This window comes from Deinococcus rhizophilus (genome assembly GCF_030271215.1).
GTDB classification, from domain to species: Bacteria; Deinococcota; Deinococci; order Deinococcales; family Deinococcaceae; genus Deinococcus; species Deinococcus rhizophilus.
This window is the reverse complement of the sequence record NZ_JASNGB010000082.1, coordinates 1-12,679: the sequence shown is the minus strand read 5'-3', so window position 1 is coordinate 12,679 and position 12,679 is coordinate 1. Positions and strand designations below refer to the sequence as shown.

Below are 12,679 nucleotides of genomic sequence, written 5' to 3'. Positions count from 1 at the left end.
TCCCTGCTCCTCACCCCAACTCCCTGAAACCCAGGATGAGCCTTCAGATTATGTCCGGTGGTGTCTATTAACGCAAGTTACTTGGCGCGTTCAGGGGAGGTTCTGGGCCCGCCCTGTTAGCCGCTTGTAAGTCGGGCCGGGCACACTCCCCGCATGGCCGACACCCCTCCTGAGCGGCAGCCTCCCCCCGGGCGGCCCGAATTCGTGATGTCCGTCTGGCGGGACGCCTCGGGTGCGTGGCAGGGCCGCCTCAAATCCTTGCGGGACGGAGCCGAACGCCTCGTCGCCGATGTGCGCGAGTTGCCGGGCCTGCTCGACTCCCTTGCGGGCCAGGAGAAGAACCATGCTTAAGCCCACCGGAGCCGCCCTCCCTCCCCGCCGCGACCCGCCGCCCGTCCCGGTGCCGGGCATGGACGTGACCCTCGACCGCCGGGGGGTGATCTGGGGGCTGATCGTCGCCGCGCTGGTCACGCTCTCGATCTACCTCGGCTCGCAGCGCTTCCACGGCTTCGACGGGGCGCTCGCGGGGTACGCCTTCGCCACGGTGTTCGCCATCTTCGGCATCGTGTACCGCTACGTGGTCTGGCTCCAGCGCCCGCCCACCCGCACCTACTGGCGCCGGGGCTGGGAGCTGTTCTGGCAGCCGGGGCAGCGCATCCGCAACACCGGCCTCTTTTTCAAGATGGGCTGGGAGAAGCTGATCGAACAGCGCTTCATCCGCAAGCGGTCGCGGGGCCGCTGGCTGGCGCACCAGCTGATCTTCTGGGGCTGCCTGATCGCCATTGCGATCACGTTCCCGCTCACTTTCGGCTGGCTGCGCTTCGAGAGCGACTTCACCAACCCGTCCGACTACCTGATCGTCCTGTTCGGGCAGAGGCTGGAGTTCTTCACCTTTCCGGCCCGCAGCCTGCTGGGCTGGCTGATCATGCACGGCCTGAACGTGGCGGCGGTGCTGTGCCTGGCGGGGATCGCCCTGATCCTGGGCCGCCGCATCAAGGATCAGGCCGAGATCGCCACCCAGCGCTTCGACAACGACATCATGCCGCTGATCCTGCTGTTCGCGGTGTCGGTCACCGGCATGTTCCTGACCGTCAGCAACATGTTCATCGAGGGCAAGTTCTACTACTTCCTCACGACCATCCACGCCGTGACGGTGTACCTGTGGCTGCTGTACCTGCCCTTTGGCAAGTTCTTCCACATCTTCCAGCGCATCGCCAACCTCGGCGTGTGGTTCTACAAGGCCGCCGGAGCGAACGGTCCGCAGGCCGCCTGTGCCCGCTGCGGCACCGAGTACACCTCCGAACTCCAGCGCGGTGACCTCAAGGCGATGCTGCCCGAACTGGGCTTCGACTACCGCCACAGTCAGGTGGACAACTGGCAGAACCTCTGCCCGGGCTGCCGCCGCAAGCTGATGACCCTGAATCAATTCGCCGTGACCGGCAAGGAGTTCATGTAATGGCCAAGCCGCCCCTCTCCCGCGAGGACTACCTCGACCTGTACGGCCCCACCCTGCACTACTCCCCCCCCGGCGGCTTCCGCACGGTGGACGACTACGACGATCTGGTGGACACCCACTGCTGCTTTTGCGGGCAGCAGTGCGGCATCAAGCTCAAGGTCAAGGACAACGAGGTCGTGGGCTTCGAGCCGCGCTACGACTTCCCCTTCAACCGGGGCAAGCTCTGTCCCAAGGGCATCAAGCGCTACCTGCAAGGCTCGCACCCCGACCGCCTGCTCCACCCCATGCGCCGCACGCCTACGGGCTACCAGCGCATCACCTGGGACGAGGCGCTCTCGGAGACCGTCAGCAAGATTCAGGAGATTCAGGCGAAGTACGGCAGGGATTCCTTCGCCATGCTCTCCGGCGTCTCGCTGACGAACGAGAAAAGCTACCTCGTGGGCAAGTTCGCCCGCCTCGCCCTTCAGACGGCCAACCTCGACTACAACGGGCGGCTGTGCATGGTGTCCGCCGGGGCCGGGAACAAGAAGGCGTACGGCATCGACCGCTCGTCGAACCACTGGGAGGACATCACCCAGGCCAAGGTCATCTTCATCATCGGGACGAACATCGCCGAGTGCTTCCCGATCACCACCGACTACATCTGGCGCGCACGTGACAACGGCGCGAAGATCATCTACGCCGATCCCCGCATGGTCCCGATGGCCCGCACCGCCGACCTGTTCCTGCCGCTGCGGGTGGGCTCCGACTCCGCGCTGCTGATGGCGATGCTGCACGTGCTGATCCGCGACCGACTGATCGACGAGGAGTTCATCCGCAACCACACGGTGGGCTTCGAGGACACCGCCGACGCCGTGAGCAACGCGACCCCAGAGTGGGCCGCCGAGATCACCGGGGTACCCGCCGACAAGATCGAACTCGCGGCCCGCTGGTACGGGGAAGCCGAGACGGGCATGATCCTGCACGCGCGGGGGCTGGAGCACCAGACCAAGGGCGTGGACAACGTGGTGAGCTGCGCCAATCTCGCGCTGGCAACCGGCAAGATCGGCAAGCCCGGCTGCGGCCACTCCACGATCACCGGGCAGGGCAACGGCCAGGGCGGGCGCGAGCACGGGCACAAGTGCGACCAGCTTCCCGGCAACCGCGACATCACCAACCCCGAGCACCGCGAGTACATCGCCAGGGTGTGGGGCTGCCCCGAGGAGGAGATTCCCGGCAAGGGGCTGACCGCGCAGGAAATTCTCAACGAGATCCACGCGGGCAACATCAAGGGCCTGCTCTCGCTGTGCTTCAACCCCCTCGTCTCGCTGCCCGACGCCAACTTCAACCGCGAGGCGCTCGACAAGCTGGAGCACTACACGGTCATCGACTTCTTCCTCTCCGAAACGGCCCAGCACGCCGACATCGTGCTGCCCGGCTCGCTGCACGAGGAGGACGAGGGCACGTCCACCAGCGGGGAGGGCCGCGTCATCAAGATCAACGCACCCGTGACCCCGCCCGGCGAGGCCCGCCGGGACTGGGAGATCCTGCTGGACATCGCGAACCGGCTGGGGCGCGGCAAGTACTTCGGGTACACGTCCACCCGCGAGATCTTCGAGGAACTGCGCCTCGCCTCGCGCGGCGGCACGGCCGACTATTCCGGCATCACCTGGGAAAAGGTGGTGGATACCCAGGGCGTCTTCTGGCCCGCTCCGCAGGTCACCGAGCGCGGCAAGACCACCATGAGCGTCGCGGAACTCGACAGCGAGCACCCCGGCACGCCGAGGCTCTACGAGGGCGGGCGCTTCTACCACGCCGACGGGAAGGCCCGCTTCAACGCGGTGAAGTGGCGCGAGAGCGGCGAGGTCGTGGACGACGAGTACCCGATCTGGTTCACGACGGGCCGCGTGGTCAGCCAGTACCTCAGCGGCACACAGACCCGGCGCATCGGGCCGCTGGTGGATCAGTTCCCGCACCCCAAGCTGGAGATGCACCCGCGCATGGCCAAGCAGCTCGGCATCCGCACCGATGACTGGGTGACCATCCAGACCCGCCGGGGCGAGGTCATCATCCAGGCGAACGTGGTGAACACCATCCGGCCCGACACCGTGTTCATGGCCTACCACTGGGGCGGCAAGGAGAGCGCGAACCTGCTGACCCAGCGGGCGCTGGACCCCGTCTCCAAGATTCCCGAGTACAAGGTGTCGGCCTGCCGGGTGCGCCTCGCCACCCCCGAGGAACAGGCCGAGGGCGAGCGCGTCAAGGCCGCCAGCGCCCGTACCGAGAAGAACCTGCCCGCCGGATACGGCCTGCAGGAGCGCCGCCAGGAGCTGCGGCGGTGAGGGCGGACGTTCGTCCGGTCGAGAGGTCGAGAGGCCGGGAAGTCGAGAACGACCTCGCACGCTCCTCGGCGCCTCGACCTCTCGACGCCTCGACCCGCCTGATTGGAGCCATCCATGTCTGACCTTCGCTTTTTCGTCGACCCCATCCGCTGCATCGGGTGCAAGGCGTGCATGCAGGCGTGCTCGGAGTGCGCCACCCACAAGGGCAAGTCGATGATTCACCTCGAGCACATCGAGCGCGGCTCCAGCACCCAGACGGCCCCGATGGTGTGTATGCACTGCGACCTGCCGACCTGCGCGGCGGTGTGCCCGGCGGACGCGATCAAGCGCACCGAGGACGGCATCGTGCAGTCCAGCCAGGCCCCGCGCTGCATCGGGTGCTCGAACTGCGTGAACGCCTGCCCCTTCGGCGTGCCGCGCTACTACCCGGAGATCGACCAGATGCTGAAGTGCGACATGTGCTACGACCGCACGTCGATCGGGCAAAAGCCGATGTGCGCGAGCGTGTGCCCGTCCGAGGCGCTGTTTTACGGCACGCTGGAGGAGTTCCAGGCCCGGCGCAAGGGCACCCCGACCAACACCTTCCAGTTCGGCGCCCAGACCATCACGACCAAGGTCTTCATCGTGCTGCCGGAAGGCGAGATCGGCCTGGACATGGACGTCATCTCGCATATGGATGCGCGGTTCGAGCCCGACGCCTTCGACCACCTCGACCCCTTCGCCCATCTGGAGCCGCTGCCCCAGGCCCAACCCGGTCTGACTGGAGGTCGCCTGTGACCAAGTCCGGCAAGAAGAAGATCCTCAAGCACCCGCCCCACTGGAAGGACGACTTCAGCGTGGACTGGGACGCCACCGACTACGTCTCGCGGCGCGAGTTCACCCGCTTTCTGGGCCTGAGCAGCGTGGGGATGGCGGTGGGCACCACCCTGATCGCGGGGGTGGGCAGCGCGGTGAAGCCCGTGCGCGAGGCCGAACCGCTGCGGCTGGGCCGGGTGGAGGACTTTCCGCCCGGCACGTCCAAGGCCTTCGAGTTCCCGGAAAAGGGGCAGTACTCGCTGCTGGTACGCCACGAGGACGGGTCTTTTAGCGCCTACGGCCAGAAGTGCCCGCACCTGGGCTGCGCGGTGTACTACGAACCCCATGACAGGGTGCTGGAGTGCCCCTGCCACGAGGGCTTCTTCGACGCGAAGACGGGCGACGTGATTTCGGGACCGCCCCAGCGCGGACTGAACGTGGTCGAGCTCGAAGTCCGGGACGGCGAACTCTGGGCCGTGGGAGGTGGTGGGCATTGACCCGCTCGGACACGCCACGCCCCGACCTTCAGGAACCCACGTCGCCCCGCCCGGAGTTGCAGCACCGGGACACCCGGATCAGTGAGTTGCCCAGCCAGCCGCGCACCGGGCCACCCCCGGTCAGTCGCCCCCGGCCCCGCTATGCCCAGCGCAGCCTGATCCTGGGGGTGCTGTTCGCCTTCTGCCTGGTGTTCTGGACGATTCAGCTGTTCGTGCTGATGACCGCGCTGGACGCGGCATTGGGCGGAGAGCGGGAACTGCTGTGGCCCAGCGCGATCTCCAGCGTGCTGCTCGCGGCGCTGACCGTGTGGCTGGTGCGGCTGATCCCGCAGGAACCGCGCACCGACGACTGACCTTCCCCCCTTCCGCAAGGAGCCCGCATGACCACCTCCAAACCCGGTGCCCCCCGATCCTCGACCTGGCTGCCGCGCTGGGAACCCAACGACCCCGCCTTCTGGGAAAGTGAGGGCAAGGGGCGGGCCTGGCGCACCCTGTGGGTGACGACCTTCTCGCTGACCCTGGCCTTCGCGGTGTGGTTCATGGTCTCGGCCATCGTGGTGCGGCTGAACGACATCGGCTTTTCCTTCAGCGGGCAGCAGCTGTTCTGGCTGACCGCCATGCCGGGCCTCGCGGCGGGCATCACCCGGCTGGTCCACATGTTCCTGGTGCCCATGTACGGCTCGCGCCACACGCTGACCCTGGGAACGCTGAGCCTGCTGATCCCGGCGGTGGGCTGGGGCATCGCGGTGCAGAACCCGGAGACCTCGTTTACCACCTTCATGGTGCTCGCTTTCCTGGCGGGGCTGGGGGGCGGGAACTTCAGCTCGTTCATGCCCTCGACCAGCCTGTTTTTTCCCAAGAAGATGCAGGGCACCGCGCTGGGCATCCAGGCGGGCATCGGCAACTTCGGGGTGTCGCTGGTGCAGTTCCTGACGCCGTGGGTGGTCGGCGTGAACCTGTTCTGGTTCATTCCTGGGGGCGAGCAGGTGTGGCGCTGGGCCGGAAAGACCAGCAACATCTGGTTGCAAAATGCCGCCTGGGTCTACATTCCCTGGCTGCTGCTGGGGGCGGCGCTGACCTGGCTCTTTGTCCGCAGTGTGCCCATCAAGGCCAACTTCCGCGAGCAGTTCGCGATCTTCGGGGACAAGCACACCTGGATCATGACCTCGATCTACATGATGACCTTCGGGGCCTTCTCGGGGCTGGCGGCGGCCTTTCCGCTGCTGATCAAGAACCTCTACGGCGGCTTCGAGAACGCGCCGTTGCCCCTGAAGTTCGCCTTCCTGGGGCCGCTGATCGGTTCGACGGTCCGGGTGCTGTTCGGCCTGATCGCGGACCGGACGGGGGGCGCGATCCTGACCTCGGTGAGTGCGGTCGGGATGGCGGTTTCGGCGCTGCTCGTGGCGAACTACGTCACGCCCACCAGCCTGGATCAGTTTCCCTACTTCGTAGCGACCATGCTGGGCATCTTCTTCTTCAGCGGGATCGGCAACGCCAGCACCTTCCGGCAGATGCCGATCATCTTCAACCCGCCGCAGTCGGCGGGCGTGATCGGGTGGACGGCGGCCATCGCGGCCTTCGGCCCCTTTATCGTGAGCATGCTGATCAGCACGGTCACGGTAGCGACGGGCAACGTCAAGCCCTTCTTCTACGGGCTGGCCGCGTTCTGCCTGTTTAACCTCGCGCTGAACTGGTACTTCTATGGCCGCCGGGGAGCCGAGAAGCCCAGCTGAGGCCGGGGCACACGACGGGTGGGAGAGCCGCTTGCTCTCCCACTCTTTTCTGCGTGTCTGCGGCGGGAGCTACACTCCGGTATGGCCGAGACGCTGCTGAAGACGGTGGGGTGGGCGACGGACGTGCTGAGCCGCGACCCCCGGCAGCTCTTTCACGTGGTGCGGGTGCTGCTCTCGGACGTGCGGCGCGTGACCGGGATGGACGCCGCCGAGCTGTACCTCGCGGACCCGGCGCAGACCTGCCTGATGCTCAGCGGGTACTCGGGGCAGGACAGTGGGGCCTTTTTCGAGCGCAGCGTGTTCGCCTTCGGGGCGGGCTTTCCGGGACTGGCGGCGGCGGGGCGGGGGGCGGTGGAGACGGCGGAGCTGGGCGCCGACACCCGCTTTCTGCGCCCCGGCGTGCCCGCGCTGGGGTACCGGGGGTTCGTGGGCCTGCCGCTGCTGCTGCCGCACGCGGTGGTGGGAGTGCTGACCCTCGCCACGCGCGAGCCCGCCCGGCTGGGGGCGGCGCGGGCCCAGCTGGCCTTCTGTGCGCCGCTGCTGGCGGCCAGCCTGTACGCGGTGATGACCTCGCTGGGCGAGCGCACGCTGGAGCGCGTGCGGCAGGCCCGGACCCCCCGTGACCGGGCGCTGATCCTGCTGGAAGACACGCTGGACGCCACCTCCGCCCTGCGGGCCTCCCTGCGCCCGCTGCACGGCGAGGCCGTGGAGACGCACCCGCAGCAGATGGTTCCCTGCCAGGCGAACGGCTGCCCCGCCGGACGCGGCCAGGTCTGCGTCTCAGGTGTGAGGGACCTGCACTGCGCGGCGATGCCGGACACGGGGACGCCGGGCGCCCTGCACACCGTCTGCCTGCCCGTCTGGGACGGCGGGGAGGTCCGGGCGGTCGCCTCGGTGCAGTTCCCGGTGCGCGGGGCGGTGGGCAGCGAGGCGGCGGCCCCGCTGCTGTGGCTCAGCCGCTTTGCCGCCGGGGAACTCGGCCTGTCGCCCGCTCCCGCTGAGGCCCCGGCCCCGGCCCCGCTGTGGCTGGAGATCGAGACCTTCGGGGCCTTCCGGGTGCGGCGGGGCGGCGAGTGGCTGGCGCCCACCGACTTCCAGCGGCGGCAGGCCTACCAGCTGTTCAAGCTGCTCGTCACCCGCTGGGGCCGCCCGCTGCACGCCGACGAGCTGTGCGCGGCGCTGTGGCCCGGCGAGGAGGGCGGGGAAAAGGCGCTCGCGCGGCTGCACGTGACCCTCAATGCGCTGCGGCAGGTCGTGGAACCCCGGGGGGAGCGCGGGCAGGTCATCGTGCGCGACGGGCCGAGTTACCGCTTCGCGCCCACGCTGCCCTATCGCCTGGACGCCGAGGAGTTCGAGCGGCGGGTGCGCGAGGCGGACGCCCAGCAGGGCGCGGCGGCGGTCGCGGGCTACGAGCGGGCGCTGCGGCTGTACCGGGGCCATTACCTCGAGGACGACCCCTACGCCGACCTGTTCGCGCTGGAACGCGACTACCTGCGCGAACTCGCCGTGCGCTCGCTGCTGCGCTGCGCCGAGGAGCAGGAGGCCGCCGGGCACACCCAGGCCGCGCTGGCCTCCTACTCGCACCTGCTCACCCTCGACCCCCTGCACTTCGAGGCGCACGAGGCCATGATCGACGTGCTGGTGCGCCGGGGCCAGCTGGGCGACGCCCGCGCCCGCTGGGAGCGCTACGCCCAGGCCTACGGAGGCCAGCCGCCGCGCCCCGCCCCGTGACGCCGCCCGGCCTCTCGCTGCGCGTGCGGCACACCGCCTTCCTGCCGGGAAGTACACGCGCGGCCCTGCGCGAGCTGCTGAACGCCGTCTACGGGGACAGCTTCAGCGACGACGACTGGGACCACGCGCTGGGGGGCCTGCACACCCTTGCCCGGCTGGAGGGGCAACTCGTGGGACACGCGGCGGTCGTGCAGCGGGCCTTTCTGGTCGGGGACGCGCCCCGGCGGGTGGGCTACCTCGAGGCGATGGGGGTGCATCCGGCGGTGCAGCGGCGTGGGATCGGCCGGGCCATGCTGCGGCGAGTCAACCTTCAGGTGACGCGGGCCTACGACCTCGGGGCACTGTCGGCCAGCGACGAGGGCCTCGGGCTGTACCGGGCGGGCGGCTGGGCCGTGTGGCGGGGGCCGCTGGGGGTGATGACGCCGGGAGGGGTCGTCCCCACCCCGGAGGAGGCGGGCGGCGTCCTGGTGTACGCGCCCGCCGGGGAACTGCACCCCCACCTGCCGCTGACCTGCGATTTCCGGAGCGGGGACGTGTGGTGAGCCGCCCCGCGCTTCAGGCCGGGTCCCAGTAGCGCTCGCCCGCACAGTCGCGGCACAGCGTTTCGCCGGAGGACGTGATCTCCCGCCCGTTGATGATCTCCTCGCGGCAGCGGTCGCACACCGTCCGCACGCCCGCCACGCTGATCAGCGCCGCGAGGTCGAGGGTCAGCCGCACGGGCTGCACGTTGAACAGCGCCTCGTCGGGCCAGGTCTGGTAGGCGGCCATGTAGGCGTCCCAGCGTTTCTGGCCCTCGGGGCGGCCCTCCCGCACGCGCGAGCGCAGGTCGGGGCGGGGGGAGATGCGGACGGCACGCCCCGTCCTCGTGTCCACGAAGGTCGCGGCCACCTTGCCGTGGTCGACCAGCCGCAGGGTGCGGCGACCCAGCCAGCAGCCGCTCGCCACCGACACGCCGTCCGCGAAGCAGCCGTCGGTCTCCACGAAGACGAGCACCCGCTTGTCGGTGCGCGGAAACTCCAGCCCCAGCCACTCGCCCGCCATGAGCCCGGTGCGGGCGCCCAGCACCTGCCGGGGGCAGAGGTGACGGTGCAGGGCCGCACTTTGCTCCAGCAGCTCGGGCAGCCGCTCCAGGCGGGGGGCCGGGGACACGGGGGCGGTCACCGCTCCTCCACCCCGGCCTCGTCGGTCTCGCCGCTGGTGTCGGTCTCGGCCCCGGCGGGACCGGGCTGGGTGGGGGGCGGGGCGTCGGCCTCGGGGGAGGTATCGCTGGGCCAGTCCGCCGGAATCACGGAGTCGGGCTGGGGGCGGGCGGGGTCGCGGGGGTCGGTCATGGCAGCGTCTCCTTGCGGGGCGTGGAATCAGGAATGGACGGCGTCGCCGTCAATGTTGCCCTGGAGGTGGGGCGCGGCGCGGTTCATCATCCGCATGATGGTGAGCTGCATCCACACCACCGAGACCAGGGTAATCACGAACACGACGAAGAAGGTGCTCTGGGGAAAGCCCAGCGCGTTCCTGGCGTAGGCGAACAGCGGGGTCAGGAAAAAGCCGCCCAGGCCGCCCAGCATCCCCACCAGGCCGCCCACCGCGCCCACGTCCCTCGGAAAATACTCCGGGATGTGCTTGTAGACGGCGGCCTTGCCCACGCCCATCGCCACGCCGACGAGAAACAGCAGCGCGGTGAAGGGCCAGACCCCCAGCGCGAAGTGCATCACCTCGCGGTTGGTGACCGCTCCCCCGGCGCCGGGCACGTACAGCACGATGTGGCCGCTGGGCATCATCATCACGCCCAGCGCCAGCAGCATCAGCCCGAAGGCGCCGTAGGTCGCCGCCCGCGCCCCGTAGCGGTCGCTGAGGGAGCCGCCCAGCGGGCGCAGCAGGCTGGCCGGGAAGATGAACAGGGCCGTGAGCAGCGCCGCCGCCTGCAGGGGCAGGCCGTACACGTCCACGTAGTACTTGGGCATCCAGGCCGCGAGCGCCACGTACGCCCCGAAAAAGACGACGTAGTACAGCCCGAAGCGCCACACCCGCACGTCGCGCAGCGGGCGCAGCATGTCCGCGAGGCGGCGGCCCTGCCCCGGAAAGCGGTCCACGCGCGGCGCGAGGGCGAGGACGGTCAGGCCCATCACGACGAGCAGCACCCCGTAGATGAAGGGGATGCCGCGCCAGCCCCCCGGCATCAGGCCGCCCAGCAGCCCGGCGGCGGGCAGCGCGGCGATCAATGCCGGGCCGATGAACTTGGTGACCGACGCGCCCACGTTCCCGGCCCCGAAGACGCCCAGCGCCGCGCCCTGCTGCTCGCGCGGAAACCACACGCTGTTCCAGGCGATCCCCACCGAGAAGCTGTTGCCCGCGAAGCCCACCAGAAAGGCCAGCGCGAGCAGCGCCGGGTAGCTCTGCACCTGCGCGATCAGGAAACAGGGAATGGCCGTGAGCAGCAGCATGGTGCCCAGCACCCGCTTGCCGCCCAGCCGGTCGGTGATGATCCCGGCAGGCAGGCGCCAGAACGAGCCGTTGAGCACCGCCACCGCCGTCAGCCACGAGAGCTGCACGTCGGTCAGGCCGAATTCCTGGCGAATGGGCAACCCCAGGATGCCGAACATCAGCCACACCGCGAACATCAGGGTAAAGGCGACGGTGGAGAGCGTCAGCACCCGGCGACGATCCCGGATCTCGGTCGCTCCGGCCTGCGGGAGGGTGGTCATGGGTCCATCGTCCAGGGGGGACTTACAAACGGGTAACAAGGGGGGGCGGGGGGTCAGGGGTCCGGGCGCCCGCCCCTTCCCCGGCGGGCCACTACCGGGGGCCGCACTGGGCGCTGTTGTAGAAATTGCACCCGCCGCGCACGGACCCGGCGATGGCCTTCTGGACCTCCGGGCCGAAGCGGTTGCGGCTCACAGTGACGTCGGCGTTGCCGTTGTCGGCGTAGACCGCCGTCTCGACCCGGTCGAAGCGGTTGTTCTCGATGCGGGTGCGGTTCATGCCCCGGTCGATCAGCACGCCGACGGCGGCCCCGGCGATCAGGTTGTCCGCGACCGTGACCCCGTGCCCGGCGACGATCACGCCGCTGCGGGTCCAGGGCAGGGTGCCCGTGATGGTGTTGCCGCGCACGGTCACGCCGTCGGCCTCGATCCGCAGGCCCCGGCGGGTGTTGCGGGCCTCGTTGTTCTCGATCAGGATGTCGCGCGAGGCCGTGCCGCCCCAGGCGTTCACCTTGATGGCGTCCTCCCCGTAGACCTCGGGGGTGCCGCCGGTCCCCTCGATGCGGTTGCCGCGCACCCGGCCGCCGATCACCGCGTGCAGCAGGATGTACGACGATCCGTCGGACGCCCAGGCCCGCCACGCCCGCACCGTGTTGTTCTCGATCACCGCATTCCGGACCGAGGTCGAGTGGCCGGGGTAGGGCATCACCTTGATGCCGTCCTTGCCGAACACGTCCACCGTGTTGCCCCGGTAGACCACGTTGCTGACGCCCTCGGTCTTGGTGGCGGTGTTGGCGACGTTGCGGATCACGTTGCCCTCGGCCAGGAAGTCGTCCCCGATGGTGGCGAACAGGCCCAGGCCCGCCTTGAGGCGCCCGGCGGGGTCCCCGAAGCCGATCACGGTGTTGTTCAGCCAGCGCTGGTGCACGGTGCGCTGCGACCAGCCGCCCGCGCCCCCCGCCGACTGCATGGTGTTGCCGCGCAGGGTCACGGTGTCGGAGTCCACCACCGCGATCCCGTTGGTGGGCGCGTTCACCACGGTCAGCCCGCTGACGGTGATGTCCTTGCCCCCCGCGATCCGCAGCCCGTCGATAAAGACCGCGTAGGGGTTGGCCTCCGGGTCGCGGTTGCCCACGATCTTCAGGTCGCGGACCGTCACGTCGCGGGGCTGCTGAAAGTGCAGCATGCCGTCCGCGCTGCCGTGCCGGTAGTCCCGGGCGGCCTGGATGGTGGCTCCCCCCTCGGCCAGGACCGTCTGGCCCCGGTACCCCGTGAACACGACCGGCCCCCGGATCAGGTAGGTGCCCGCCGAAAAGACCAGGTCGCGTCCGGCGGCCCCCGCCGCCGCGCGGTTCAGGGCGGCGGTGTCGTCCGCCCGGCCGTCTCCCCGGGCGCCGAAGCTCTTGACGTCCACCCGCCCGCGCCGGGACGCGCTCTGGGCCAGCGG

13 protein-coding genes are annotated in these 12,679 nt (G+C 69.6%); 9 read left to right on the top strand and 4 right to left on the bottom strand.

Going from position 1 to position 12,679, the window contains the following annotated elements; genetic code table 11:
• The first annotated feature begins 153 nt into the window (after positions 1–153).
• The 9 genes from QOL99_RS09895 to QOL99_RS09855 all read left to right on the top strand — a co-directional run bounded on the left by QOL99_RS09895 (position 154) and on the right by QOL99_RS09855 (position 9,075).
• Complete coding sequence (locus tag QOL99_RS09895) at positions 154–351, top strand: hypothetical protein (RefSeq protein ID WP_285523448.1); 198 nt, start codon at positions 154–156, stop codon at positions 349–351.
• A complete protein-coding gene (locus tag QOL99_RS09890; RefSeq protein WP_285523446.1) occupies positions 344–1,456 on the top strand; it encodes a hypothetical protein in 1,113 nt (370 codons plus the stop codon). The genes QOL99_RS09895 and QOL99_RS09890 overlap by 8 nt, the downstream gene beginning before the upstream one ends.
• Positions 1,456–3,777 (top strand): molybdopterin oxidoreductase family protein, encoded by a 2,322-nt coding sequence (locus tag QOL99_RS09885; protein WP_285523443.1) that lies wholly within the window; start codon positions 1,456–1,458, stop codon positions 3,775–3,777. Before QOL99_RS09890 ends, QOL99_RS09885 begins: the two co-directional genes overlap by 1 nt.
• Before the next feature lie 114 nt (positions 3,778–3,891).
• Positions 3,892–4,554 carry a 4Fe-4S dicluster domain-containing protein gene (locus QOL99_RS09880; protein WP_285523441.1) on the top strand — a complete coding sequence of 221 codons (663 nt, stop codon included), beginning with the start codon at positions 3,892–3,894 and terminating at the stop codon, positions 4,552–4,554.
• Positions 4,551–5,069, top strand: coding sequence for a QcrA and Rieske domain-containing protein (locus tag QOL99_RS09875; RefSeq protein WP_285523439.1), 519 nt, complete (start codon positions 4,551–4,553; stop codon positions 5,067–5,069). The genes QOL99_RS09880 and QOL99_RS09875 overlap by 4 nt, the downstream gene beginning before the upstream one ends.
• Positions 5,066–5,422 (top strand): DUF6755 family protein, encoded by a 357-nt coding sequence (locus QOL99_RS09870; RefSeq protein WP_285523437.1) that lies wholly within the window; start codon positions 5,066–5,068, stop codon positions 5,420–5,422. The genes QOL99_RS09875 and QOL99_RS09870 overlap by 4 nt, the downstream gene beginning before the upstream one ends.
• 27 nt (positions 5,423–5,449) lie before the next feature.
• Positions 5,450–6,802, top strand: coding sequence for an MFS transporter (locus QOL99_RS09865; RefSeq protein WP_285523435.1), 1,353 nt, complete (start codon positions 5,450–5,452; stop codon positions 6,800–6,802).
• An 81-nt stretch (positions 6,803–6,883) separates the two neighbouring features.
• On the top strand, positions 6,884–8,533 hold the full coding sequence (locus QOL99_RS09860) for a BTAD domain-containing putative transcriptional regulator (RefSeq protein ID WP_285523433.1): 1,650 nt from the start codon (positions 6,884–6,886) through the stop codon (positions 8,531–8,533).
• Entirely contained in the window at positions 8,530–9,075 is a 546-nt protein-coding gene (locus QOL99_RS09855; protein ID WP_285523430.1) for a GNAT family N-acetyltransferase, read from the top strand. Before QOL99_RS09860 ends, QOL99_RS09855 begins: the two co-directional genes overlap by 4 nt.
• Positions 9,076–9,088: 13 nt before the next feature.
• On the opposite strand, the gene QOL99_RS09850 is transcribed toward QOL99_RS09855, so the two are convergent.
• The 4 genes from QOL99_RS09850 to QOL99_RS09835 form a co-directional block, all read right to left on the bottom strand.
• Entirely contained in the window at positions 9,089–9,694 is a 606-nt protein-coding gene (locus QOL99_RS09850) for an FmdE family protein (protein WP_285523428.1), read from the bottom strand.
• Complete coding sequence (locus tag QOL99_RS09845; RefSeq protein WP_285523425.1) at positions 9,691–9,864, bottom strand: hypothetical protein; 174 nt, start codon at positions 9,862–9,864, stop codon at positions 9,691–9,693. The genes QOL99_RS09850 and QOL99_RS09845 overlap by 4 nt, the downstream gene beginning before the upstream one ends.
• 27 nt (positions 9,865–9,891) lie before the next feature.
• On the bottom strand, positions 9,892–11,235 hold the full coding sequence (locus QOL99_RS09840; protein ID WP_285523423.1) for an MFS transporter: 1,344 nt from the start codon (positions 11,233–11,235) through the stop codon (positions 9,892–9,894).
• Between the two features lie 91 nt (positions 11,236–11,326).
• Positions 11,327–12,679: right-handed parallel beta-helix repeat-containing protein (locus tag QOL99_RS09835; RefSeq protein WP_285523421.1), on the bottom strand; the 1,353-nt coding region annotated here is incomplete at its 5' end.